Below are 26,546 nucleotides of genomic sequence, written 5' to 3' on the forward strand. Positions count from 1 at the left end.
AAAGTAGCAATTGCACTTTACTTTAACTAATGTTTGGGTAGGTTGAATAGAATGAATACTTTTGCCTACAATTTTAAAAAAACAATGTTTAGCAGTATTGTCAATTAAGACGACAAACAAAAAAGCAAAGATGTATTATGATTAACATCACCTTTCCCGATGGCAATGTACGCCAATATGAAGCAGGCGTAACAGGTTTAGACGTTGCCAAGTCATTGAGTAATAGCTTGGCTAAGAAAGTATTGTCTGTAAAAGTAAATGATGAAGTGTGGGATGCCACACGCCCATTGACCGAAGACGCAACCTTGCAATTACTGACGTGGGAAGATACGGATGGTCAAAAAACATTTTGGCATTCAACAGCGCACTTGATGGCAGAAGCCATTCAATCTCTTTACCCACAAGCTAAATTTACGATTGGCCCTGCAATTGACAGTGGATTTTACTACGATGTGGATTTTGGCGGACAGATTCCGAATGCGAAAGATTTGGAAAAGATTGAGCAGAAAATGAAATCTTTGGCAAAACTCAATAGTAAATTTGTTCGCAGCGATGTGACGAAAGCGGAGGCTGCTGAGTTTTATAAAAACAATGAGTACAAAATGGAACTCATTGAAGGTTTGGAAGATGGAAGCATCACTTTTTATACACAAGGTGGTTTTGTGGATTTGTGTAGAGGTCCACACATTGCCCATACAGGTTTGATTAAAGCCTTCAAATTGACCAACATCGCAGGCGCATTTTGGAGGGGAAATGATGCGAATCCACAACTGACCCGTATTTATGGGGTTAGTTTTCCAAAAGCGAGCGATTTGGACCATTATCTCGAGATGATGGAAGAAGCCAAAAGACGAGACCATCGAAAATTAGGAACGGAATTGGGTTTGTTTGCTTTTTCGGAGAAAGTGGGTTCTGGTTTACCTTTGTGGTTGCCGAAAGGAACGATGCTGCGAAATATTTTGCAAGACTTTTTGATGAGCGAGCAAACGAAACGTGGCTACAAAATGGTGATGACTCCTCATATTGGAAAAAAAGAATTATATGTAACTTCTGGACATTATGCCAAATATGGTAAAGATTCTTTCCAACCGATTCACACACCGAGGGAAGGTGAGGAATATTTGTTGAAGCCGATGAATTGTCCACATCACTGCGAAATTTACAAAGTGGGGCAGTTGTCTTATCGTGATTTACCGCTTCGATTGGCAGAATTTGGTACAGTGTATCGCTACGAGCAGACAGGTGAATTGAATGGATTGCTGCGGGTTCGTGGCTTTACACAAGATGATGCCCACATTTTCTGTATGCCCGAGCAGTTGAAGGGAGAATTTCAGGATGTGATTGATTTGGTGACTTTGGTGTTTTCCAAATTGGGTTTTAGTGAATTTACTGCTCAGATTTCGCTACGTCACAAGACAGATCGTTCTAAATACATTGGTTCGGAGGAAAATTGGGAAAAGGCAGAAAATGCTATCATCGAAGCAGCTACCGAGAAGGGCTTGAATACGGTAATCGAATACGATGAAGCGGCTTTTTATGGCCCAAAATTGGATTTTATGGTGAAGGATGCACTTGGGCGTTCTTGGCAATTGGGAACGATTCAGGTGGACTACAATCTACCCGAACGTTTTGAGCTAGAGTATGTTGGAGCAGATAATCAAAAGCACCGTCCAGTGATGATTCACCGTGCACCTTTTGGTTCATTTGAGCGATTCATTGCTGTTTTGATTGAAAACAGTGCGGGTAATTTTCCATTGTGGCTAGCACCTCAACAAGTAGCGATTTTACCAATTAGCGATAAATTCTTGGATTATGCAGGACAAGTCTTAAAAGAATTGAAAGCGAATGGTATTCGTGCCGAAATTGATGACCGTGCAGAATCTATCAAGCGAAAAATTCGGGATTCGTCCATGCAAAAAATTCCTTACCAATTGATTATTGGAGAACGTGAGGAAGAAAATGCTACGGTGGCTGTCAGACGACATGGAGAAGGCAACGGAGATAAAGGAGCAATGACATTGGTAGAGTTTTTGGAGCTTTGCAATGCAGAATTGCAAGATTTGAAACCTGTTGTTGCATAATTTTTTTGCGAGAACAGGAATCCTAATGCCGAAATGAATTTATTAGTGACTAATTATTAGCTGCTTAACTCGGTTATACCGAAGTTTTATGCGAATGAGTAAATGTTGATTCATTTGATTTTTACTGTATTAGGTAAAGATGTCATGAATTTGCTCCCTGTTCTCGTACAAAAACTTAGCTAAATAATCTTGAGAATGAATGAGGAATATGTGGATTTTTATTTGAAATTTTTCTTTTATTATGCTGAATATTTCATTCAACTTGGAAGATTAGATATTTTTTTTTAAATTAGAATACCGAATAAAACTTTTATAGCGTATATTCGTCTAATAATTGTAGGTTTATTGATGGAATATTTAACTCATTGAAACTATACTCTACTATTCAATGTTCCTACTGCAACTTATTTTTTCATTTAAATAACAATAATAATTGGCAAGACCTAGAAGAAAGACAAACAGGTTACCTCAAAATAAAGGACCTGAACACAGAATTAACGAAAGAATACGTGTACCTGAAGTGCGACTCGTAGGTGACAACGTAGAACAAGGAATTCACAGAACATCTGAGGCTTTGAAAATGGCTTATCGCCTCAATTTAGACCTCGTAGAAATAGCTGCAACTGCACGTCCTCCTGTATGTAGAATCATAGATTACAGTAAGTTTCTGTATGAAAAGAAACGCAAGGAGAAAGAAATTAAGGCCAAAACTCAAAAGACTGTTGTTAAGGAAATTAGGTTTACCCCTAACACAGATGAGCACGATTTTGAGTTTAAATCTAAACATGCTGAGCGTTTTTTGATCGAAGGTTCAAAGGTGAAAGCGTATGTTCAGTTTAAGGGCAGAGCGATTATCTTCAAAGAAAGAGGAGAATTGTTACTCCTGAAATTTGCAGAACGCTTAAGCAAATATGGCGCACTCGAACAAATGCCTCGCTTAGATGGTAAGAGAATGTTTGCGTTTATTAGCCCTAAAAAAGTAGCACCGAAAAAGAAAACCGAAGGTTCTGTAACGAATACTGGAGAAAGCGGCAATACTGAAAACCGAGAAATATCTGATGAAGAAGAATAGCATCAATGTTGGAAGATGCTGCTTCAATGTTAGGGAAAACTTCAATACAACCTGACGAAAGTTTACCATGAGTCGAATACTTTTTTACCTAATTCTCAAACCACTTTCTTTGCTTCCGATTGCAGTTTTGCTGCGAATCTCTGACTTGCTGTTCGTTATTTTGTACTATGTAGTAGGATATCGTAAGAAAGTGGTATTTGCTAATCTCCAAAACTCTTTTCCAAACAAAAGCTCCAAGGAAATCAAACGTATTGGCAAGCAATTTTATCAACATCTTTGTGATTTGATAGTCGAGTCTATTCGAATATTTAGTATTTCGGAAAAGGAGATAATAGAAAGATGTAAGGTCAAGAATCCAGAAATTTTTGATAAATATTTCCACAAAGGACAAAGTATTTTGGTGACAGCAGGTCACTTCAATAATTGGGAAATGCTGGCAGTTGGCACCAATCCTCAAATCCCGCATCAAATGATGGGCGTTTACAGTTCTCTCTCCAATCCATTTTTCGATAAAAAATTAAGAGAATCACGGGCTAAGTTTGGTATTGACTTGGTTTCAAAAAAAGATACCAAAGATTATTTTGCAGAAAATGCTTCTCGTCCAGTTGCCTATTTTTTTGGTACTGATCAATCCCCCTCTTCCAGCACTCGTGCCTATTGGATGGAATTTTTGAATCAAGATACTGCTGTTTTGTTCGGCACAGAAAAATATGCAAAAGAATACAACATGCCTGTGTTATTTTGCTATATAAAAAAGGTAAAAAGAGGGTACTACGAAATGGAGTTTGTAACCATTGAAGACCATCCTTTACAAACTGCTTATGGAGAAATTACCGAAAAGCATACACGATTGTTGGGAGAACAAATCCGAGAATTACCTCAATATTGGCTATGGACGCACCGTAGATGGAAGCATAAGCGGGCTAGTGAAGTGATTGGTAATTAGCAACTAATTACCAGTCACTAATAATCACTATTCAAAAGCTAATGTAATAAACTGTGCCACACAGGCAGGTTTGTCAACTCCTTCAATCTCTACGACACAATCCCAAAACGTTTTAATGGCATTTTCAGCATAGTCTTCTATTTTTGCGACAGTCACCTGTGCTCTTAATCTGCTATTAACAGGTACGTGATGGGGAAAACGGATAGTATTCAGACCATAATTCACACCCATTTTGGCACTTTTGATGACTGCCACACTTTCCACGAACTTCGATAAAAGCGAAACGGACATAAATCCATGTGCAATCGGTGTTTTGAAAGGTGAATATTTTGTAGCTTTTTCGACATCAATGTGAATCCACTGAAAATCTAAAGTAGCTTCTGCAAAAGCATTGATCATCTCTTGCGTGACCGTAATCCACTCACTGGTTGGCAATGCTTTACCTTCCATTCCCTTAAACTCGGCAAAATTTTTAAATTCCATTTGTATTTTTTGTTATTGGTTAATAAAGCAAATTTACCCAATAGTTTTACAAATTTTCGGAAATTTAACCCCAAAAAAGCGATGCAACACTTTTCGTCAAAAATTTTGCTATTTGGAGAATACAGCGTCATTGTAGGCGGCAATGCTTTGGCAATACCTTTTGAAGCTTATCATGGGCAATTTAGATTTCTTAATTTGAATAGTCCATTGGCTGAATCTGCAAATTGGTCGAATCGTGCATTGCAGCAATTTGTAGTCGCAATTGAAGAAATGATACGTTATCAAAAATTATCATTGATTATTGATTTAGATCGCTTCGTTGGAGATTTGCAACAAGGGCTGTTTTTTGATTCTAATATCCCAAAAGGGTATGGTTTGGGGAGTTCGGGGGCGGTTGTAGCGGGGGTAGTGAGCAAGTATGGCAATGATTCGGCGGAAGAATTGAAGATAAATTCACTTCGTGCTTTGCAGCAACAGTTCGCCGTATTGGAGTCTCATTTTCATGGGCAAAGTTCGGGATTTGACCCTTTGGTGTGTTATTTGAATCAAGCGGTTTTGAAAACGAAAAATGAAGTTCGTACCATTGAAGTGGATATGAAGCAAGAAGGTGAAATGATTTTGTTTTTGATAGATACCCAATTGTCGAGGGAAACGGAGCCTTTGGTGCAATATTTTCTAAACCGATTAGAAACTCCCGATTTTGATTTTTTTTGTAGAGAACAATTGAAGCCCGTGAATGATGTATGTATCGAGGCTTTTTTGGAAGGAAATGGAAAAATATTGAAAGATTCTATCCATCAACTTTCTGTTCTGCAATGGAAATATTTCCAGCGAATGATTCCAAATCATTTTCGTAGTTTTTGGGAAAATGGTTTAGAATCAGGGAAATATGTTTTGAAATTGTGTGGGGCAGGCGGTGGAGGTTGTATGATGGGAATGGCTGATTTGGAGAATTGGGGTTTTTTGGAGAAGACTTTTGGGAAGTCGAATTTAAATGAAGTTTGTAGAGTATTATTTTGAGGTTTAAAATATGTGACCAAAACATGTTTTGAAGTCTATTATCATTATCTTTTTCGAGTTTCAAAAGGAAAATCGTTGAAGATTGCATATCGTGTTTTACTTTAATTTAAACAAATAATTATCTAAATGATACATCCTCAAACAAGTTTGCGGTATATTAATGATGTGGTAGGGTATGGTGTGTTTGCGAAGGCATTTATTCCCAAAGGTACGGTGATTCAGGCACATGATGCTTTAGAAATAGAAATACCAGAAGTTGTGTATGAGCAGTATGATGCAAGCATTAAACAATATGCCCAAAAATATGCTTATATCAACGCTGAAGGGACTCGAGTAGTGAGTTGGGATTTTGCGAAATACACCAATCACTGCTGTGATAGCAATACTTTGTGTACGGGTTATGGCTTTGACCTTGTGATTCGAGACATTGAAGAGGGGGAGGAAATCACCTGTGAATATGGCCCACTCAATGTAGAAACCGAAATGCCCTTGGAGTGTGCTCGTCCAGGATGTAGGGGTCTATATAGTCCAACAGATTTTGAAAAATATCATTCCGTATGGGATGAAAAAATCAAGAATGCTTTGGTACATTTTAGAGAAGTAGAACAGCCGTTGTTGGTCTTTTTGGAGGTGAAAACTTTAGGGCAAATTGGTGATTTCTTGATGGATAATCACCAATATCAGTCAGTTACCAACCTAAAATGGCATACAAAAACGGTACTTGTTTAATCTCCCCAAGCAATAAAATCGGAAATTGAAGTACAGTCGTCAATCAATTTATCGTAATACGCTGCAAAATTGCTGCGTAGAAGATTGTAGTAATGATTGTCCTTAAACTGTGGTTCTTCCCTGTCCCAAGGATTATCGGCAGCAAGTGTTTTTTCAAACAATTCCTGTCGGTAATCACATTTTCCAGCCATTCTATAACACAAGGCTGCAAAACTACAAGAACTTGCTATTTCTGCTGCTTTCACATAGTAGTTTTTGGCTTGTGTGCAACCATAAAAATTGGCAATATCATCATATTGTTTGTTTGAGGTACTCAAGCTGTACTCCCATGCACTTGTTGCCCAATAACGCACCATCATCCACGAATTGCCGTAGAAAGTCATGTTGTAATATCCATTGGCTATCAAGAAATTGCAGGATGCTTCATCGAGTCCTCCTTCTGCTGCAATGGTTTTCAAATTCAACATTTCTTTGACAAATTCGAGTTTGGTGTATCGTATTGTATCACCAATCGTTGCGGTATGTCCGCTGTAAAAATTGGCATAAAAAGGATTGGCATCCAAATAGGTTTCATAATCAAAGGCATCGCTTTTCCAATAGTCTTTTGGGATTTGATTGAAAACTGCCAATGATTCTTCCATTTTATCTTGTCGCAGATACATGGTTCCCAGTAAATCCAATATTCTATTTTGGTCTTCAACTACTTTTTGGGTTAAGAACTGCTCATAAGGTGTTTTATCTTTTTTGACTGCCAGCTCCAATAGGTTTTCCAAATCTTTGGTATCTGCAAACTCATTGAGGTAGAAAAAGTAATCGCTATAATTGGAGTTGATAAATTCTTTTGTAGGTGCACGTAATAAATTGTTTACTTGAGATATAAACATAGCTGCTTTTGATACTTCTTTGTTTTTTTCGTAGCGAGCAGCCAAAGCAAACATCACTTTTTCATAAGTAGTAGGACTTGGGTATCCATATTCACTTTCTTTTTGTTTATCAGGTGGATAGTTTTTTTGAAGCCATTGCAGCGATTCAAAAAGCTGACTTTCTGCCTCTTGCGAAATACCGCCATAATCGTTGGTAAATGCCATAATTCGGGTGAGGTGGATTTGATTTTGAATTTCTTCATTTGTTCCTTTTGCAGTTTCGGCTTGCTGCAAATAGGTGTTGGCTTGCAGGTAGTTGTCGTTCATAAATGAAAGATAAGCAGCTGATAAATTCCAAAATGCAAGGTTATGGACCTTATTGCTTTGAATTCCTTTTTCGACGAAGTTCAATATTCTGTCCAAATATTTTCGGTCGTTTTCTTTGTTTTGGTCGTCAATTTCTTCGTAGTTGATAAAAATACTTGCTGACTCAAAACCTGTGTAAGCAGGCGTAAGTAGCCAGTCTTCTAATTTGTTGATTTCTCGGGTAATCAACAATTCCAATTCGGGCATATCAGTAGCAAGCGCATATACATTGTTGATGCTCTCCAATGCTTTGCCTGGGCTTCTAATGCCTTTCATCAGCCAAAGTGCCGCTTTTTCTTGGTCATTTTTAGCGAATTTCAAACTTGCTTCGATGTTATTTCCTTCAAAGCCTTGATAGGCACGGTGTCGTTTGTTGGGAGCATTTTTGAAGGATATTGCAAAATTGTAATCTGCTGCCGCTTCTTGACCCGTATGGAATAGAGCTGTTGCCCTATGCATCATTGCCCAATATTTCACAATGCTTTCACTTTGAAGTGGTTTGATATATTGGTCATATAGTTTGACTGCTTGAGGATAATCTTCGAGATAGCGAGCTAAAACCACCATTTGGTAGCCATATCGCAATTGCAGTTTAGGATTTGCTTGTGGATAGACGTTTTTGGCGAGGTCAATGAGTTTTTGAAGTGCAGGTTTGGCCAATTTATCATCTGTCCATGCGCCACCGATTTCCAAAGCCTTTTCTACCTCTTTGGCATAGAGTATGTAATCAAGTGTAGCCTTATCTTGTTTTTCTACCAAATGTTTAACCAATTGATATTTATAGATGTTTTTGTTTTTTAGCGCATCCATATTTACATATTCCACATCACTTTGCTTAAATTGATATCTGTACAGAAACTTGCGTATTTCTTCAATTTCTACTTCGTTTTCGAGGTAATTTGCCCACTCCTGCAAATTTGTGTCTATTCCCATTTTGATAAGTTCTGGCACGCCTTCATTCAGAAAAATAGTGGTAAAATAAAAAGGACGGTACTGCTGCAAGCCTGCAGTATTGGGGCTAAATAAGCTGTAACGATAATCTTCTGCCATCGGATAATCACTGCAAGTGTGCAAAGTTGTTGGAGAGAAAAATGCAATGATTATCAGGTAAAAAAATATCTTTTTGATAGGGTTTTTCATGTTTTCTATTTAGGGTTCAGACTATTATTCAATAGCGCATTTTGAAGGGAAAAATTATTCATTTTCCTCAATATTTTTCTCTGTTTCTAAGGCAATGTTATCACCATCTTTGAGCAAATACAGTTGTTTTGTGCTATCTGCAATATTGATAACAAATTTGTTGGCTGCAATATTCTGTCGGTGATGCTTTTTTTCACGACCTTCTACCCAATCAACCGATACATGGTTGGGACCGATATAAAAAGGCACTTCAATGCTGTTTTGTTCACCGTCTTTTTCAGAATCAAAATGATAACTTGTAAATCCGCCACTATTGACTTTGAAGTGAATAAAGGTATTGGGAGAGAGTAAACTATCTTCAATGTGTACTTCAATGTTTTGCTTGAGAGGTTCGGTTTTATCTTTGGCTATTTTACGAACCATTGCATCAATTTTTTCAAATCTTTTAATATATTTTTTACGAATAAAACTCGTACCTGCATCACTTTTCTGAACTTGTTTTCCGTTTGCTCGAATGTTGATACTTGTACCGCCTCTATCATAGACCATCTCTTTTTTCTCCTTGATGCTGTTAAATTTTTGTTTTACGCATAGTTGATAGATGCTGTCTAATTCTTTGTCCGTGAGTTGAAAATAAACTTTGTTGTGTGCATTAAACACATGGTAGTCGATATTAGAACTATCGCTGGAAAGTTCAATACTATATCCCGTTGGCATCATTCCTCCGTGATCGCTCAGTCTGATAGAAAAATCTGATGGACGCTCCTTAGGCATTGAAGAGCAGCTGAAGAGTGTAAGCCAAAAAGAGAAAAGAATAGGGGTGGCAAAATTTATTTTTTTCATGGTTTTTGAATTTATAAACATTACACAGTCTTTAGGCTTTAAATTATTAAACTACGAATCAATATACAAAAAGAAATAATTTATGCGGCAAATAAACCTTTTTATCTTATTGGCAACTGTGATATTTTTACAGGTTGGCTGCAAAAAAGAAAACCCTACAAACATGACACCAAATCCACCTATTTCAGAAACTTCCGAAATACTTTATCTTGCTTTGGGGGACTCTTATACGATTGGTCAATCTGTTGAAGAGGCTGAACGTTGGCCCATACAATTGGCGAAGAACTTACAGTTGGTAGGTATTGAAGTAGCAGATCCTCAGTTGATTGCGAAGACAGGTTGGACTACTGCTAATTTAAAAGATGCGATTGATGAAGCTGAATTGGAAAATAATTTTGATCTTGTTTCGCTGCTGATTGGCGTGAATAATCAGTATCAAGGGAAAAGTATTGAACAATATAAAGTAGAGTTTGAAGAACTGCTGATAACTGCGGTGAAATTGGCAAAAGACAACAAAAAAAGGGTCTTCGTGGTTTCGATTCCCGACTATGGTGCTACACCATTTGGAGCTGCAAATGCAGCTGCAATCGGATCAGAAATTGACGCTTTCAATGTTATTAACAAGCAAATCACCGATAAATACAGTATTCAGTACTTTGATATTACACCTATTTCTCGACAAGCAAAAGACAATCCTGCATTGACTGCAAAGGATGGATTACATCCTTCTGGCGAAATGTATCGACTGTGGGTAGAGTTGATATTGGAGGAGGTGAAAGGAATGTTGGCAAAATAAAATGAAAATGAAAAAACACACTGATAAATAGTTTTAGACTTTGGACGAGGGAGCAGAGATGCGAGAAGTTAGACATTAATCAATTGATAATGAATAATTTACGATTAAACGACAAAAGCAGGCAAATCTTTGATTACCAAATCTTTACATCTTACTTCCTGCTTCTTACTTCTTTCGTCCAAAGTCCAAAACAGTTGTTTGAGGAATATTAATTGTTAAGATAAATATGGCTGACTACTTAGTATAGTTATTTTTATATAAATTCGCTCTTCAAACAACCTATTACAGTAATTAGTCTATTAGTGACTGGTTATTGGTTTTACAAAACATTATTTATCAGAATTTTTACTGTACTATCAGAATACTATTTGCACCATGAATAATAGACTTGTTTTTTGCCTTATTTTATGTTTTGTCATTTATTTTGTTGCTTGTAACAATGATTCAACAAACTCCAACGATGGCAATGATTCAAAAACAGATAGCATTGAAGTAGTTGCAAATATCCAGACAAATGATTCTTTAATGGATACGATTGCAGCAAATGATACCGTAGCCGTGAATAGTTACAGCATTGCAGACAATAAAATGCTGACTCCCCCACAAAGTATATCAGATTATGAACCCAATGAGCGAGGTATTTATGAAATCAATTGGTTGACACTCACAGACATTAAGTTTGAAGAAAAAATTGCAGCCCAAGACAGTGCCTTGTATTTATATCCTACATTTGGTCAAATCGTAAAATCATTGGATGGTAAAAAGGTGTCTATCAAAGGATTCATTATTCCCGTAGATGTAGAAACCCATTACTATGTCTTATCAGCTAATCCCTTTAGTGCTTGCTTTTTTTGTGGAAAAGCAGGGCCAGAATCTATTTTGGAATTGCAATTAAAGGCTAATCCTTCAAAAGCATACGAACTGGATGCTTTTCGTACTTTTGAAGGTACTTTCGAGTTGAACGGAACAGATGTAGATCACTGTAATTATATTTTGAAGAAAGCCGTTTTGGTGAAGGAGTAGTTTTAGCTAAAAGAATATTGACTTTCAGTTGATTATATTTTATTTTTCATCTTTTATTCTTGATTTTTATCTATCAAAACCAAAGCAGCAGGCATAAACACCAAAACCGTAGGCACTAAGAACAGGCGACTTTCATGACAAGCCGTCATGCTGTAATGAATGACAAACCAAATCGGGACAATTACCCAAAACAATAGCTTCAATCGAGTAGGTAAATACCTGAAAACCATAAAAGTCAATAAAGGCAAGATATTGAACATACCGAAAGTCCAAAAATGCGTGTGACCCAAATAGCAGTTGAGCCACAAAATATAAGAAATATCTGGTGCAACACGTTGGGGATAACCATAATGCATCCGTAAACTCACAATAATGGCTACAAATAATACTAAACAAAGTGCGCCTACCTTCAATTGAGGCAAAGAGTGAACCCTACTTTGTAGTCCATTCCAGTTTACCGAATCAACCATCAGAAAAATCGGAATCAATACAGCCGTTTCTCTATTGAAAGCAGCCAAAATACACAGTGGAACAAACCACCACAAAGGACGCTCATACCACAAACAAACTGCAGCCAACAAAAAGAAAATAACATCCAAATAGGTGCTGAAACTCAAATCACTATCAAAAACGGCACGAGACATGGCATATGATAGTGGAATGAAGGCAAACAGAATGAGGTAAGAATTTGCAGTAAATTTTCGATAAAAAAGGTAAGCCAAACCAAAGATGACAAGGTGTTCTAAAAAGCGAAAACCCATGAAAACTGCAAAATAAGTCTTGGCAGTCGACAAGCCCAAAGTCAAGCCTATTTGTGCCAAGACTTCAATGGCATAAGGAGCAAGAACACGGTATTGCCACGGATTGAAGAAAGGAGATTCTCCCGCCAATAAGCGTTGGTGTCGGTCATATTGCATCGTGTCTATGATGTTGGTATAGCCCATTTCAAAATAATGACTCGCCAAAGCATAGCCGCTTAACAATACAATGCACAATGCAAAACCCACAATTGTTCCTATATTTGTTGAGACCTTATTTATGCCCATCAATGGTTTTCATTTTGGTTTCTATTCTGAATTTTTCTTAAAAAGATGGTGAAGTTACAAAACAATTACAATTGGGATGTGGAAGCAATGTTGTTTACAGTGTTGTTGATAGGCTATTTTGTGGCTTATTTGCTGCCCATGTTGTTCACTGCTTGCGACAATGTGCAAATGGCTTCGGTATTTTATCCTGACGAAGGGCGGTATGTGCAAGTTATTCGTGGAGGATTGGAGGCGCAGACCTTGCGGATACATTTTGTAAGTTACGGTCATTTTTTCTTCAATTTGGTGTTGATACCGTTATTATTTTTGCAGCAATTTTTCATTATTACCGATGTGCATATTTTGTTGGCATTGAGAGTTATAAGCTGGATATTTGGTTTAGGAAGCGTGGGTTTGACTTTTATGATAGCAAGGCGATTTTTTGGAAGATGGACAGCTTGGTTGAGTGCTTGTTTGATGATGTTTATTCCACTTACCCTCTTAGAATACAGTACAATTGCTCATCCCGATACTTTACAGTTGTTTTTCATTTTGGCGAGTCTGTATTTCACATGTATGTTGGCAGAGGAATTCAATACCAAGTATTTGCTATGGGCAAGTGGTATGGCAGGCTTGGCTTTTTCGGCAAAATATGCGGGTATTTTGCTGCTGCCTTTGATTGCTTTTGTTTTTGGACTTCAATTGTACCGTGCAGAAAGCTTGGAGGAGCCGCCAAAAATCGAAAAAAGGGTAAGCCAGATGCTCGGTTTTTTTATTGTAACTTTTTTATTTTCAGGTATCTTATTGCAGCAATCGGTGGTAACATTTCTTTTCAGTACAGACGGTCATATAGAAAGTGATTGGATTGGAGATACCATTGAGCTTGTTAGAATAGGATTATTCTTGATAACCTTATTGTTTGTAATTTTATATTATTTGAATTGGCGTAAACTTTCTAATTCAAAGCAAAATAAATTTCAATTCGGCTTTTATTATAGCACGATTTCTTTGATGGTTTTTGGACTTGCATTCGTAGTTTCTTCTCCCAATTCATTGCTCGAATTGCAGTTTATCCAAGGATTGTTGTATGAAGGACACAATACCCGAACAGGTGGATTTTTTACAGCCAATAGTTGGCAGATTGCAGAACAGTGGTTTGATATTTTGACCTCCAAATACTTATTGGGCTTTGGATTGTTTGTGTTGGGTTTGGCCGCTTCTTTTTGGAATCTTTGGAGTAGAAAACCCAAAATGGTTAAAACTTAAACCTCATTTTCTTAGTGCAATTTCTCTGAAAGCCAACAACATATCTTTACTATCTTTTACTTCAATGCAAGTAATTAGTTCTTTCAATAAATGCTTTGCAGCCACTTCAACGGCAATGTTTGGATGATAATAATCCCTCGCAAAATGGACATATTTCATAACCATAAAAGCATTGAACCATTTGAAAAAACGTGTGTGAAAGGTACAGTAGTTGCTGGTATTGTTGCGAATTTCATTAAGTTTTTTGTTGAAATTAATTTGTAATGCAAAGTTAAATATTGACTTTGGTAATTCTTTCATGAGGCTCGAAAATTGAGATGAGTCGACTTCATAGTATTTTGTTAATTGAAGGAAAAAGAATTTTAAATCTACAAAAGATTGAAAATGATAGGTTTGGTAAATAGGAGAGGAGTTGGATTGTTGTAATATGTCTGCAATAGCCTTGCCTGTTCCGAAAGGCACACGATCAGAAATACGAGGCGAGGGAATGACACAAGTTGTATTCAATTCCGAAAAATGACCCAATGGAGTGAATTTGTGAAGAAAGTAAAAATCTTCCCCAGCTTTTCGGCGATTCATCCCGCCTTGTTGTCGATAAGCATTTGAACGCACAGCCATACTCGATCCAATAGTTTGGTAAGCATACGGAAACCCCGCCCATTTTTGGGCTTCAATGTAGTACCTTAGGTGTAATTCATATTGGACAATAGCTTGATAAACCTCCTCAGAAAATTCAGTTCCAGCAATCGGATGTTCAAAATGGATGCTACAAGCCTGTGTTTTGGGATATTGCAGGAAATGAGTCTCCAATGCTTCAAAATAATTTTTATTACATTGACTATCTCCATCGAAACAAGCAATGATGCCTTTGGGATTACTTACACTTTCAAGACGTTGTGCAGCTTCATCCATACCGATTTTGCGTGCCAAACCAACGCCTGCATGTTTAGGAGATAATTGTGGGTAATGTCGAATTAAAAATTGCAGCCATGAATGACTTTGATGATTTGCCCATTTTTGAGCATCCTCATAAGTTCGCAAATTTTGGAGTTGAATCTCAAGAGGAGAGTTCATTGAACCATTGATGATTACAATGACTTCAACAGTACATTTTGGAGCATTGCAGTTAGACAAGGATTGAAGGCTGCGAATCAACTGATTCTCATTGTAACAAGGAATCACCACAACTATTCCTAAGTTATTGAGAGGGGGGTTGTGTTCAATTTCCATAAGATAGATTGTGGTTTAAATTTTTGAAAAAGCAATTGCAAGTCATTAATTACTAAAGCAAATGTCGTATTTTTAGGCAAATTGAATAGAAAATATACTGAAACTATGAAATTAAATCTTGATTTAGCTTGTCAAAGTAAACCAGAATGGATTGAAGCAGTGATGAATGACTTTAGTAGTTTTTTGCAAGATCATGCCGATTGTGAGCGCAAAGCATCTTCAATGGCCATGAGTTTTGTAGCAAAATATCCAGACCGAGTGGAGATTATTCCTGAACTTATAGCGACAGCGGTGGAAGAATTGGAGCATTTTCAACAGGTATATGAATTGATGGAGAAGCGAGGCATACAATTAGCCCATCAAATCAAAGGTGATTCGTATGTGCAGGAATTGGTGAAGTTTTGCAGACATGGAAAAGATGACCGATTGATGGATAGATTGTTATTGGCCTCAGTAGTGGAAACTCGTGGTGCAGAACGTTTCAAAATGGTTTCGGATGCACAAGATGACCCTGAAATGCACCGCTTTTACAAAATATTGTGGGCTTCGGAAGCAAAGCATGGACATATTTTTGTGAAAATGGCCTTGAATTATTATGACAAAGATGTTGTTTACAAACGTTTAGAGGAGTTTGTAGAGAAGGAAGCGCAGGTAATCAATGGTTTAGAAATTCGAGCAGCATTGCATTGATTAATCAAATTGATAATTGAAACTTGCTCTTAATCCTATCAACAAACTATTGGAGGTATTGGCTGTCGGAAAAACAGGCTTGTATTTGGAATCTGAACTTGTGCTTAAGCTCGTTCGTGCGCCAAAGGTGAGGAAGTAATTTTTATTGAGATAAAAGTCATAGTCTAAACCCAATACAAAACCCCAACTACTCAACTGCAACAAGTCTTCTTGAACAACAGGATTGTTGATGTTGATTTCAGCAGACTTCAACATACCGTATTGAATACCTGTAATGTAGTTGATAACCAATGGCTGTTTGGTTAAAGAGAACATTCGCTGGTTGCGGTACTTCAAGAGGACAGGAAAATAAGTGTAGGTGAGATTGATGTCCGTGTTGGAATTTCTTGAAGAAGTGCGATATACGGCTTCTTTGGAGAACTTTTGTCCTTGCTCAGAATTGACTATCCATTCCAATTGAAGGCCCCATTTGTTGCTAAACTCGTATCCCATCGCAACTCCATAGGAGTAACCAAAATCCAATTGATGTATTAAGTTGCTGTTTTGTGTAACAGTTTCTTTCAAAGCTGGGTTCAGAATCCAGTTATTGTGAGCAGAGGTGAACCCACCAATATGAAAACCTTTTGTTAAATCAAGATGTTGACGGTAACGAGACATAATTGCATCTCGTTCTGTGCCTACAAACAACTCTTTATCGTTAGCATTGATGTCAATATCTGGCTCATCCAACAGTGCAATAGGCATACTTTGAATAGCCTCTAAGTCAGTAACTAAATCCCTCAATGTACCCTCTGATGAAGAAATTTTTTGGTCTAATGAATTAGTAGCAGTCAAGGGTGATGATGACAAATTGTAAAGTCCAAAATAGTGTGTAGCGTCTGAAATACTTTTTGTGTTAACTCCAATTGTATTGAAGTTCGAATAAAAAGGTGTATTAACGGGCATGGACTCCCAACGAGAAATTGAAAAGTAAGGAGAAGAGTTGCCATCATCAAAATGGAACAAATGTGTGTGTGCAATACTTGATTTTACTTCCAAATCATTTGCACTAGATGTACTACTCGTAGTGAAACTGCTTGCGTGTGTGTGTGCAATATGTTGATCAACATTAACTTTATTATCATTAGAAGGATTTGAATTTATTCTTGATGATATGTTATAATCAGGAGAAAAAGGAATCACTATAGCATAAGGTGTATTATTGCGGTCTACGACTTCTTGTGTGTTTATAGCAATATTTGAAATGTTATTGTTTGAAGTAGAAGTACTCTTTGTTGAAATGTATAATAAAGAACCAATTAACACTAGAACACCAATCACTGTAGAAGTAATAAATGCAGGCTTCCGATAGAAGGGGATGGGTAATGGCAAATCCATGTTTTCCCAAATACTTGAAGAAGGAAATACTTCGAAGTCCTTTAGGTTTTCTCGGAAAATATCGTCTATGTGATATTTAGACATAAGCTTCTTTAACAGTGTTGCTGTTGTATAATTCGTGTACTTTTTTCTGTAAAATGTATCTAGCTCTAGCTAATTGTGATTTTGAAGTACCCTCACTAATTTCAAGCATATCAGCAATTTCTTTGTGTGAGTACCCTTCAATGACATACAAGTTGAAGACCGTTCGATAACCAGGTGACAAACTTTGTACCATTTTCATCAAATCCTTTGCAGCAAGGTTTTCTATCGTGTGATCATCAATCACATCAAAGTGCGAATTGTTGACATCCATGATGGGATACATAGGAACCGATTTACGAAAATGTTCAATGGCCGTGTTCACAAAGATACGCCGAATCCATCCTTCAAATGAGCCTTCAAATCTAAACTTGTGAACATTTTTGAAAATTTTCACAAAGCCCTCTTGTAGAATGTCTTCTGCACTGTGATAATCACTGGCATATCGCAAGCAAATGGAAAACATTTTGGGAGAAAACTTTGCATAAAGCAACTCCTGAAATTTTCGTTTGCGAGCAATACAGCCTTGAATAAGTTTTTTATCTGGGATGTCGTTTTTAAACATCATACGATTTTATAGAGCGAAAATTAGATGAAAACGTTGTATGTCCCCTTGTTTTACCCTCCAAATTAGTAATTTTTTAGAAAAACAACTAATTTTTCAATAGCTTTTGCTCGATGGCTGATCTTATTTTTTTCGTCTGCATCCATTTCTGCAAAGGTTTGGCTGTATCCTTCTGGCACAAAAACAGGGTCATAACCAAAACCTTTGTCGCCTCTAAGTGAATCAATTATGCTACCTTTTACGATACCTTCAAATTGATATTCCTGCCCTTCGAGTATCAATGAAACAACTGTTCGGAACTGTGCTTGCCGGTTTTCGATGCCCTTTAATTTTGACAACAATAAGCTTATATTGTCGCTTGCTTTGCATAATTCGCCTGCATATCGTGCTGATTTTACTCCTGGCTCGCCATTCAATGCAAAGACTTCTAAGCCAGTGTCTTCCGAAAAACAATTGACCCCAAATTTTTGGTGAATCACACTCGATTTTTCGTAGGCATTTTCCTCCAAAGTGTCGTGAGGTTCGGGAATATCGTCCGTAAAACCAAACTCTTTGAGGCTTACTACTTCAAATTTATCGCCAACCACCTTTTTTACCTCCGAAACTTTATTTGGGTTGTTCGTAGCAAAAATTAATTTCATAGTTCAAACATTTTTTGCAAATTTCTCCAAAGATATGTTTTTCGTTGTACATCCTTTGAGATAGTCGTAAGATCATCCGCCAACAAAATTTGACAGCCTCTAAAGGTGAGCAACTGATACAAGCCCAATCGAATGTTTAATCCCAAAGAAGAAGGCTTCAATCCAAACACAATCAGTCTATTGGATTGTGTTTGTTCAAGTATAGATTTGAAGGAAAAAGACTCGGTCTGAGCATGAAAAATGGCAACTTGCTCCATATCGACCTTTGCAGCCTTCAATATTTTCTCCAACAAATCCCATTCTATCTTGGGAAATTCATCTTTTGCATAATTCGCTACAAGGGCTATTTTCTTGTCTGCATTTGAGACATCACTTGAAGGTTCCTCCGTTTTTAAACTATAGAGTTCTTCTTCAAATAGCTTGGAAATACTTACTTTATTGAATTCAAACATAAATCAAAATTTAAAATTCCATGTCACTGACGGAATAATCGGAAAAATAGACACCTGCTTTAATTTGATATCCACTGAGCCATTCGTAATGCCGGTACCACCTGTTTCATCGTTGATTTCTGGAACTGCATACACGAAAAACGGATTTTGGCGGCTGTAAACATTGTAAATCGCTACGACTAATTCCGATTCAAAGTTAGGGTTTTTTTGCTTCTTTTCGGGGCTGCGGAGGTCACGAGTAGCCGCAATGTCGAAACGGTGATAGGGTTTCAAGCGGTAAGAATTTCGTGGACTATCGAAAGCCGAATAGACCCAACCTTCAATCACATAAAAACTATTCGGAATTGTCAAAGCCTGTCCTGTGCCATACACAAACGTTCCCGAAAGCTGCCACCTATCGCTCAACTTGTAAGAACCCACTAACGAAAGGTCATGTGTGCGGTCATACCTTGCAGGAAAACTCTTGCCGCCGTTGATGTCTGGAAATTTCCTAGTAGTGCGTGAAAGCGTATAACCTATCCATCCATTGAAGCGACCTTTCCGCTTTTTCAAAAACAACTCCAAACCATACGAACGTCCTGCACCAAATACAAATTGGTCTTCAATATTGGTGTTCAATTCTGGAACATAGGTTTCGGAAAATTCGATTTGGTTGTCCATGTTTCGGTAGTAGCCTTCAATTGAGGCTTCATATTTATCCTCTGCAAAATTGCGGAAAATTCCCAATGAGTATTGTTCTCCTCGTTGTGGTTTAACCTTTGCGGTACTCGGTACCCAAAGGTCGGTTGGTAAAGTTGAAGTAGCATTGGAGACGAGGTGAATGTATTGATTGCTAAATACATAACTTGCCTTCAATGAAGTTTGTTCATCAATCGTATAGCGCAAACTCAACCTGGGAGCAATGCCAAAATAAGTCTCAATAGGTTCTCCTTTGGCATACTGAATCGTATCTCTATCAATGTCCGAAATACCTGTTTGCACGATGTTTTGGTAAGGGCCTACTTGCCGAAAAGCCGAAGCCCGAATTCCCACATTTGCTTTCAGTCTTTTTCCAATACTAAATTCATCCTGTACATAAATCGCAGCTTCATGGGCGTATTGTTGGGTCAGTGTGTCGGTGTCAATGTTGGTCTCACCTACTTGTGCGTCAATGGTATAGGGAGTGAACGTATGGTAGGTGTAATTTGCGCCATATTTGATGGTGTGTTGGGGATTGGGAAAATAGTCAAAATCGAGCTTGAAGTTCCAATCGTTTACACCCGAATAGAGGGAAGAACTGAAGTCATTGAAGTCGGTCTTTACTTCAAAGTTGTAAGAGTTGTAGATGGCAGAGATATTCAAAAACAACTTGTTGTTAAACAGGTGATTCCAGCGCATTGTTGCCGTTGCATTTCCCCACGGCATGTCTAACACAAAACCATCCGTTGAGCGGTAGTTTAAGACATCTCGCCCAAAATAACCACTGGCATAAATCCTATCTTTGTCCGAAAACTGGTAATTGATTTTGGTGTTGAGGTCGTAAAAAAAGTAGCCATTCCCTTCAAAGTTGGTTCCTTTCAAAAACGGCTGCGCCAATACATCGGCATACGTTCGTCGCCCCGAAATGAGGATGGAACTTTTGTCTTTCACCAAAGGTCCTTGTAGGGTCAAACGGGAGGAAATCAAACCAATGCCGCCTGCGGCTTCCCATTCTTGGTTATTGCCTTCTTTCATTGCTATTTCTAAAACCGAGGACAACCGTCCTCCAAATTCGGCGGGCATACTGCCTTTGTGCAAGGTTGTATTTTTGATGGCATCTGGATTGAAGACCGAAAAGAAGCCGAACAAATGGCCTGTGTTGTAAACTACGGCTTCGTCCAACAATATCAAGTTTTGGTCAGGTCCTCCACCTCGCACATATAGCCCTGAATTGATTTCGCCAGACGACATCACTCCTGGCAAGAGTTGAATCGCTCTCAATACATCTACTTCACCCAAAAGCGCAGGTAAAGATTTGATGCTTTCGATAGACAAATCTACACGCCCCATGTCCGTACTTTGGACATTTTCATCTTTGCGTTTGGCAGTTACTTCAATGATGTCTTCCAATAATATTCCATCCTGCACCATTTTGAAGTTGAAAGAAATATTTTTATTCAGTTCGATGTCAATTTGTTGGGTGCTATACCCTAAAAATGAAGCTTCTATTTTGTATTTACCTTCGGGTAGAGTGAGCGAATAAAAACCATATAGATTGGCGGATGTACCTTGTACTTTGTTGTCGCTGTTATAGACGTTTGCGCCAATGAGTGTTTCTCCTGTTTTGAAGTCCTTAATGTAGCCACTTAGGGTGTATTGGGATTGGGCGTGTAAGGCATTGAAGGAGAAAACTAAAAAGAGTAATATTTGGAGTATGTATTTGTATTTCATGGGTTGTTTGTCAAATCATAGAATTTACAAAGCTACAATGTTGTAGAGCAAGATAAAGTTCATGGAAGTTGGTAGTTTTATGTGTTGATATGGATTTTTACCAAGACCAAAGTAGAGTGGCATAATTTTAGAAGCTTTATCTTCTGTTTTAGAGAAAAATGTTTGATGTCTGTTTTGTAGATTTATCAATGAACAACTAAAAATAAGTTTATAGTTAACACCTATCGCATGAATATAAAATGGCTTTTTGATTATCTTCTAAATTTTGGCATCAAAAAAGAGGACAACAAAGAAATTGCTCTCAAAGTACGTATGCTTAATGTTGATGCTTTGATGAGTACACTTATTCCAATTTTTGTTTTGTTAGCTTATTATATAGACAGAGTATATCTTCATCCATTGTTGGTGGCTCTTTTAATTGGGACAATTTTTGTTTCATGGATAGTATTTGCATTGAATCGGTTTTATTTGCATTCTGTATCTAATGTTTTGATGCTTAGTTATTTTTTAATAGTTATTTTGTTTTTAGCATTTTGGTTGGGTGAAGAATCTTATCTTCATTTATTGTTGATAGCGATTGGAATGTCTGGCTTTATTTATTATTTGGGGCGACCTTACCAATCTTTTGCTGTATTCGGTAGCTACATGGGAATCTTTGGTATCTTGTATTTGTTGGATTTTGAGTTTTTCTACGGTAGGTTGGAATTGGACTCAAAATCAATGAGTTTTATCAAAAACGTTTCCATTTCTGCGTTCTTCATCATCTTGATTTACAAAATGCTTGGTTTGGTATTGATTTATGAGGAATTGCTGCGTGCAACCAGAGAAAGCGAGGTTTCGTTTCGGAATCTATATGAGTACAATCCTGTGGGAATTGCAATATCCGATGGAATAGGAATCATCACTCAAGCAAATCCTACTTTATGTGATTGGTTGGGATATGAAGAAAAAGAATTGATTGGTTTATCTGCGGCGGATATTTCTTTTGAAAAAGATAGAGAGAGAGAACGAATTGCAGCTAAGGATTTGGTTGAGGATGAAAGCGATAATTTTGTGATAGAAAAACGATTTATCAAAAAGACTGGAGAAATTGTTTGGAGTAATTTATCTGTTGCTGTTATTAGAGATAAGCAAAGGCACATTGTTAATGCTATTGGGATGGTCGAAGATATTAGCAAGCGGAAAAAACAGCAGTTAATCATTGAAAACAATGTAGAACAATTAAATCTCAAAAATGCAGAATTGAAAAAATATATCGAGTCTAATATGCAACTCGAAAATTTTGCATATATCGCTTCGCACGATCTCAAAGAGCCTATCTGTTCTATACAAGGTTTGGTAGATCTATTGGAATTGTCGGCGAGTGAAAAATTTGATGAGGATGAAAAACAGTATTTACTGATGTTGAAGAAGGCAACAATCAACATGCAAAAATTAATAGAAGATTTGCTTACCTATTCGAGGGTTAACTCGCAAAGTGTGAATTTTGATATATTGAACATTAACTGTTTATTAGAAACTATCCAATTTGACCTCAGAGCAAAAATCCAAGAAAAAAATGCAAGCATTCAAGTAGAAAATTTACCGACTGCCATTAATGCAGACGCTACTAAATTTCGTCAATTACTTCAAAACCTTATCACAAACGCAATCAAATTTCAGGCAGAAGGGATTACTCCTGTTGTGAAAATTAGCTGCACAGACCAAGGGGGGCATTGGCTATTTGCAGTTCAAGACAATGGAATTGGTATTCAACCAGAATTTCATGAGAAAATATTTTTATTATTTCGCCGTCTACATTCTCGTAGCGAATTTGAAGGAACGGGGATCGGCCTGGCCATCTGCAAAAAAATTGTAGAAGAACACGGAGGACGAATTTGGGTAGATTCGAACGGAAACAAAGGAACAACGTTTTATTTTTCGATTCATAAAAACCTTGCATAAAAACGCAGCAAAAATAACTGGGTTTTTCCCTTAGAATATTTACCTTTAAATTTAATTAAGTAACGGTCAAAAAATAAGTTGTGCATTTGAAATTTCCAACAATCTGATTTCGTGGTTTTTTCATTTTAATTCTTATTCGTTACTAAATAGTCTAACCCTTAAAATCGTTCCTTATATGCGTCTTAATAGACATCCTTTTTTCATATTACTGATTGGTGCTATTGTTGGCTGTGCATTGACATTTTTTGGACTCAACTCACAAATATCAAAATTATCCAATCAAGTTGATTCCTTGCGAACAGGTGGAATCATAGGCAATGCCATGGTTGACAGTAGCCAACTCCTTAAAAAACCTGCTAATAAAATCTTGTTTCGAGAAACCTTTGACAGCAATATCAATAATTGGACAGCTAAAATCACCGAAACTTCTACTCGCCTTGTGTATGGAGGTAAATTCATATTTGAATATGGAGAAGATAATTTTTTTACTTGGGCAACAGTTTCCTTACCTGACAGTATTCCGACTGACTACGATGTGGAACTAATTGCAGACCACAAAAAAGGTAGCGAAGATTCAGAGTATGGCTTGTTTTTTTGTACTGATGAAAATAATTTTGTCCGCTATTGTATTACCAAATCTGGATACGTTAGCGTCAATATCAAAACAAATGGAGAATATCTACCACGCCCTTTTCCAATCACCGCAGGTTTTGACAATGAAGACGGGATGCAGGATGTTTGGATAGTGAAAGTACGGGGGGATATGGTCCAATATTACATCAATGGCACACTCGCTTATGAGGGCGCTAAAGGATTGAATTGGAATTATGTAGGTGTATTTGTAGAAGATAAACAGACAGTAGAGTTCGATGAACTAACGATTGTAGAAGGTAAATAGAGCTCACTTCAAATCAAACCATTCTTTGTCTGCCTCTGTCAATTCTGGAACACCCAACTGATTCACTTTTTCGATTAATTTTTCGCTATCTACATACTCAATAAATACACCTTGGGAGGTAAAAATAAGTAGGTATTGAAGGTCATAACTGGGCATTGCTGCAATTATTGAATGGTGTTTTGTAATGTCCTGCAACAATTTCCCCGATTTATCCCAAATTTTAGCCAAACCATCCATAGAGGTTGTCAATATTTGGTCATTGTTACCCAAAAAACATGCATCTGAAAGTCCTAATGTATGCCCTTTGTAATCCAGTCGAATCACCTGATTACCATTTGTTTGCCAAATTTTTCCTGCTTTATCATTTGAAGCCGTTACCAAATAATTGCCATTAGGCGAAAAGCGTGCATGAATCACGGGGCTTGTATGCCCTTGCAGCATCATCACCTTTTCAGCAGTTTGAGTATTCCAAATAGTTGCCATTTTATCATCAGCAGCAGAGGCCAAGAATTGACCATCGTTAGAAAAATGAATAGAATTAATGGGAGCTTGATGTGCTTTCAATTCCTTAACCAATTTTTTCTTTTCCCAATCATAGAAGCGAACACAACCATCTGACGAACCAATTGCAATCAATTGACTATTTGTTGGTGAAAATTCTGCAAATAATTGTGAACTGTTAATTTTCAGACTATCCATTAATACTTGCTCCTTCCAATCCCAAACCTTCAAAGTGCTGTCTGTCCCTGTACTCAACAAATATTTGCCATCCTCAGAGAAATCTAAATGAAGTATTCCCGTTTGTTGATGTGTCCATATAGACTGGGTTTCATTATTAAAATTCCGTACTTCAATTTGGTCTTTTGCAATGTCAGCAAACAAGTAATCAGCAGGAGAAATCGCAGGACAATGGAAAGTTCCTTCAAAAAAGGGAATGGGTTTTGCCTTCCAATTCCAAAATTTAAGGCTTCCTTCTGCCGAAACTGTCATTATTTGCTTTTCGTTTGCCGAAAATCGTGCGCTTCGAATAGCCGAATTTTGCTCTTTCAACAGCAAACCTTCAATCTCTGTTGCCACACCTTTTACCTCATCCCACTTCCATATCTTGGTAGAAAAGTCATCAGATGCGGTAATAATGAATTTATAATTACTAGAAAAATAAGCTGTATTAACTGCCGATTGATGTTCCTTCAATACCATCTTTTCCTTCAATTCCCTCCCGTTAATTTGCCAAATTCTTGAAGTGCCATCATCAGCCGCCGCTAAAATATACTGGTCATCTTTCGAAAATTGAAGTGAATGAAAGTTGGTGGAAAAAGTTTTGGAAAATATGGATTTATACTTGAGATTATTCCCTTTTCGCTGCAATACTTCAATAGTATTGCCATAGTGCAGTAGGATATATTTTTGGTTGCGACTCCAACTTACTTTTGTAATTTGTTGATTTGGTACAGGTAGCACAAGCAAGAGATTGCCGTCATCATCCCATATTTTGGCTTCTCCATAAGCACCTGTCAATACATAACGACCGTTTTCTGAAATTTGGAGATCACGAAGATTTCCTGATAATCCTTTGAAATTGCTTAAAAACAAAGCATCTCGATTCCAAATTTTTATGGTGCTATCCATTGAAGCCGTAAAAATATATTCTCCATCAGGAGAGTATTGGGCAGCAACAATAGGTGCTGAATGTCCTTTTACGAAAATTTGTTCATGACCAGGTTCTTCTAATATCAAAAGGTTAGATTGTTTCTCAAAAGTAAGGAGTAACTGCGTATTGTCAGGTGAGAATTGGATATCCCTTATAGACTCATCAAAATTGTTTACAATACCATAAAATGGGGCTGCAAATTTTTGACTGTCAATTTGAAAAGGTTGATGGTAATAAATTTTATTGAGGAGGAAATTATTTTTGATGAGAGAGTCGTTTTTGCGGGCATATTCCGAAATTCTAAATGCTTTTACCAAATCTCCTTGTTCAAGTAGTAAGTCTGCTTGCGTATTCAAATAGCGTTTTTCAATATTCATTTGTTGCTGCAAGGCAAAACTACTCAAACTATCTGCCTTATTTTTTTGGTAGATGGCAGCTATTCGTTGTTTTTTTTCTGCTTCAATGCGCTCTAAGGCTTCCAATTCTCGTTTTCTTGCCTCAAAAGAACTTCGTTCAGCGGCTTCTTTTTGTTGGATTATTTTTTCTTTTTCCTTATTCAGTGCATTTATGGCGTTTGTAGCCATATTAATTGCCCTCCTTTGTGTGTTTTCCCATTTGCTAGCCAGTTGTACTAGTTTGGTGTCGACTTCGTTCTCTTTTGAAGGATCACATGTCTCAGCATCATTTAGTAAACTTATTGCAGCGGCATACTTTTCCCTTTCACCTTCTTTTTGAGCAAGCTGTATAAGTCTATTATAATCTTGTGGACAGGGACTTACGGTTTGGGCGGATAGCTTAAATGGTAACAATAGGCTATCCATTGATAACCACAGCCAGAAGCTGAGTATCGTAAATTTCATGGTTAAGTGGTTTTAGTTGTTCTTAGGTGGGTATTTTTTTACAGCAAATATTAGTCCACTTTGGTAAACATGAATAGAATAGATAAAAAATAATG

Annotated in this window: 22 protein-coding genes; 11 read left to right on the forward strand and 11 right to left on the reverse strand. The window is 37.3% G+C overall.

All coding sequences use genetic code 11. The annotated features are described in order from the left end of the window. The first annotated feature begins 137 nt into the window (after window positions 1-137). From thrS to R3E32_02145, 3 genes are all read left to right on the forward strand, one after another. Complete coding sequence (gene thrS, locus R3E32_02135) at window positions 138-2,081, forward strand: threonine--tRNA ligase (GenBank protein MEZ4883508.1); 1,944 nt, start codon at window positions 138-140, stop codon at window positions 2,079-2,081. A 433-nt stretch (window positions 2,082-2,514) separates the two neighbouring features. Further along, window positions 2,515-3,153 (forward strand): translation initiation factor IF-3, encoded by a 639-nt coding sequence (gene infC, locus R3E32_02140; protein ID MEZ4883509.1) that lies wholly within the window; start codon window positions 2,515-2,517, stop codon window positions 3,151-3,153. A 67-nt stretch (window positions 3,154-3,220) separates the two neighbouring features. After that, the gene (locus R3E32_02145) at window positions 3,221-4,099 is read left to right on the forward strand and encodes a lysophospholipid acyltransferase family protein (GenBank protein ID MEZ4883510.1); all 879 of its coding nucleotides are present in this window, start codon (window positions 3,221-3,223) and stop codon (window positions 4,097-4,099) included. A 27-nt stretch (window positions 4,100-4,126) separates the two neighbouring features. Here the strand turns inward: R3E32_02145 and R3E32_02150 are convergent, their stop codons facing one another. Further along, entirely contained in the window at window positions 4,127-4,582 is a 456-nt protein-coding gene (locus tag R3E32_02150) for a MaoC family dehydratase (GenBank protein MEZ4883511.1), read from the reverse strand. An 81-nt stretch (window positions 4,583-4,663) separates the two neighbouring features. On the opposite strand from R3E32_02150, the gene R3E32_02155 reads away from it, so the two are divergent. Beyond that, a complete protein-coding gene (locus R3E32_02155; GenBank protein MEZ4883512.1) occupies window positions 4,664-5,602 on the forward strand; it encodes a hypothetical protein in 939 nt (312 codons plus the stop codon). Between the two features lie 126 nt (window positions 5,603-5,728). Continuing rightward, entirely contained in the window at window positions 5,729-6,331 is a 603-nt protein-coding gene (locus R3E32_02160) for an SET domain-containing protein (GenBank protein MEZ4883513.1), read from the forward strand. Here R3E32_02160 and R3E32_02165 read toward each other — a convergent pair. Both R3E32_02165 and R3E32_02170 read right to left on the reverse strand, forming a co-directional pair. Beyond that, the gene (locus tag R3E32_02165; GenBank protein ID MEZ4883514.1) at window positions 6,328-8,700 is read right to left on the reverse strand and encodes a hypothetical protein; all 2,373 of its coding nucleotides are present in this window, start codon (window positions 8,698-8,700) and stop codon (window positions 6,328-6,330) included. The genes R3E32_02160 and R3E32_02165 overlap by 4 nt on opposite strands. Window positions 8,701-8,754: 54 nt before the next feature. Further along, window positions 8,755-9,543 (reverse strand): hypothetical protein, encoded by a 789-nt coding sequence (locus R3E32_02170; protein MEZ4883515.1) that lies wholly within the window; start codon window positions 9,541-9,543, stop codon window positions 8,755-8,757. 82 nt (window positions 9,544-9,625) lie between these two features. On the opposite strand from R3E32_02170, the gene R3E32_02175 reads away from it, so the two are divergent. After that, a complete protein-coding gene (locus R3E32_02175) occupies window positions 9,626-10,339 on the forward strand; it encodes an SGNH/GDSL hydrolase family protein (protein MEZ4883516.1) in 714 nt (237 codons plus the stop codon). Window positions 10,340-10,714: 375 nt separating this feature from the next. Then, entirely contained in the window at window positions 10,715-11,362 is a 648-nt protein-coding gene (locus R3E32_02180; GenBank protein MEZ4883517.1) for a hypothetical protein, read from the forward strand. Window positions 11,363-11,415: 53 nt separating this feature from the next. Here R3E32_02180 and R3E32_02185 read toward each other — a convergent pair whose 3' ends face one another. Then, complete coding sequence (locus R3E32_02185) at window positions 11,416-12,408, reverse strand: hypothetical protein (GenBank protein ID MEZ4883518.1); 993 nt, start codon at window positions 12,406-12,408, stop codon at window positions 11,416-11,418. Between the two features lie 45 nt (window positions 12,409-12,453). Between R3E32_02185 and R3E32_02190 the strand changes: the two genes are divergently transcribed. Next, window positions 12,454-13,653, forward strand: a complete 1,200-nt coding sequence (locus tag R3E32_02190) for a glycosyltransferase family 39 protein (protein ID MEZ4883519.1) — start codon at window positions 12,454-12,456, stop codon at window positions 13,651-13,653. A gap of 3 nt (window positions 13,654-13,656) precedes the next feature. On the opposite strand, the gene R3E32_02195 is transcribed toward R3E32_02190, so the two are convergent. Continuing rightward, window positions 13,657-14,883 (reverse strand): glycosyltransferase, encoded by a 1,227-nt coding sequence (locus R3E32_02195; GenBank protein MEZ4883520.1) that lies wholly within the window; start codon window positions 14,881-14,883, stop codon window positions 13,657-13,659. A 105-nt stretch (window positions 14,884-14,988) separates the two neighbouring features. On the opposite strand from R3E32_02195, the gene R3E32_02200 reads away from it, so the two are divergent. Continuing rightward, window positions 14,989-15,573 carry a tRNA-(ms[2]io[6]A)-hydroxylase gene (locus R3E32_02200; GenBank protein MEZ4883521.1) on the forward strand — a complete coding sequence of 195 codons (585 nt, stop codon included), beginning with the start codon at window positions 14,989-14,991 and terminating at the stop codon, window positions 15,571-15,573. Here the strand turns inward: R3E32_02200 and R3E32_02205 are convergent, their stop codons facing one another. The 5 genes from R3E32_02205 to R3E32_02225 all read right to left on the reverse strand — a co-directional run bounded on the left by R3E32_02205 (window position 15,574) and on the right by R3E32_02225 (window position 21,098). Next, window positions 15,574-17,034 (reverse strand): outer membrane beta-barrel protein, encoded by a 1,461-nt coding sequence (locus tag R3E32_02205; protein ID MEZ4883522.1) that lies wholly within the window; start codon window positions 17,032-17,034, stop codon window positions 15,574-15,576. It lies immediately after the preceding gene. Continuing rightward, a complete protein-coding gene (locus tag R3E32_02210) occupies window positions 17,027-17,599 on the reverse strand; it encodes an RNA polymerase sigma factor (GenBank protein MEZ4883523.1) in 573 nt (190 codons plus the stop codon). Before R3E32_02210 ends, R3E32_02205 begins: the two co-directional genes overlap by 8 nt. 62 nt (window positions 17,600-17,661) lie before the next feature. Next, window positions 17,662-18,237: a non-canonical purine NTP diphosphatase gene (locus tag R3E32_02215; GenBank protein MEZ4883524.1), complete on the reverse strand. Its 576-nt coding sequence runs from the start codon at window positions 18,235-18,237 to the stop codon at window positions 17,662-17,664. After that, window positions 18,234-18,689, reverse strand: coding sequence for a hypothetical protein (locus R3E32_02220; GenBank protein ID MEZ4883525.1), 456 nt, complete (start codon window positions 18,687-18,689; stop codon window positions 18,234-18,236). Before R3E32_02220 ends, R3E32_02215 begins: the two co-directional genes overlap by 4 nt. A gap of 3 nt (window positions 18,690-18,692) precedes the next feature. Then, complete coding sequence (locus tag R3E32_02225; GenBank protein ID MEZ4883526.1) at window positions 18,693-21,098, reverse strand: TonB-dependent receptor; 2,406 nt, start codon at window positions 21,096-21,098, stop codon at window positions 18,693-18,695. Between the two features lie 228 nt (window positions 21,099-21,326). Here R3E32_02225 and R3E32_02230 point away from each other — a divergent pair, with 228 nt between their 5' ends. Together R3E32_02230 and R3E32_02235 are read left to right on the forward strand one after the other, a co-directional pair. Continuing rightward, the gene (locus R3E32_02230; GenBank protein ID MEZ4883527.1) at window positions 21,327-23,042 is read left to right on the forward strand and encodes an ATP-binding protein; all 1,716 of its coding nucleotides are present in this window, start codon (window positions 21,327-21,329) and stop codon (window positions 23,040-23,042) included. A 175-nt stretch (window positions 23,043-23,217) separates the two neighbouring features. Further along, the gene (locus R3E32_02235) at window positions 23,218-23,940 is read left to right on the forward strand and encodes a hypothetical protein (GenBank protein ID MEZ4883528.1); all 723 of its coding nucleotides are present in this window, start codon (window positions 23,218-23,220) and stop codon (window positions 23,938-23,940) included. A gap of 3 nt (window positions 23,941-23,943) precedes the next feature. On the opposite strand, the gene R3E32_02240 is transcribed toward R3E32_02235, so the two are convergent. Continuing rightward, window positions 23,944-26,451, reverse strand: a complete 2,508-nt coding sequence (locus R3E32_02240) for a hypothetical protein (GenBank protein ID MEZ4883529.1) — start codon at window positions 26,449-26,451, stop codon at window positions 23,944-23,946. Between the last annotated feature and the right edge of the window lie 95 nt (window positions 26,452-26,546).

The organism is Chitinophagales bacterium, from assembly GCA_041392475.1.
Taxonomy (GTDB): Bacteria; Bacteroidota; Bacteroidia; order Chitinophagales; family UBA2359; genus JAUHXA01.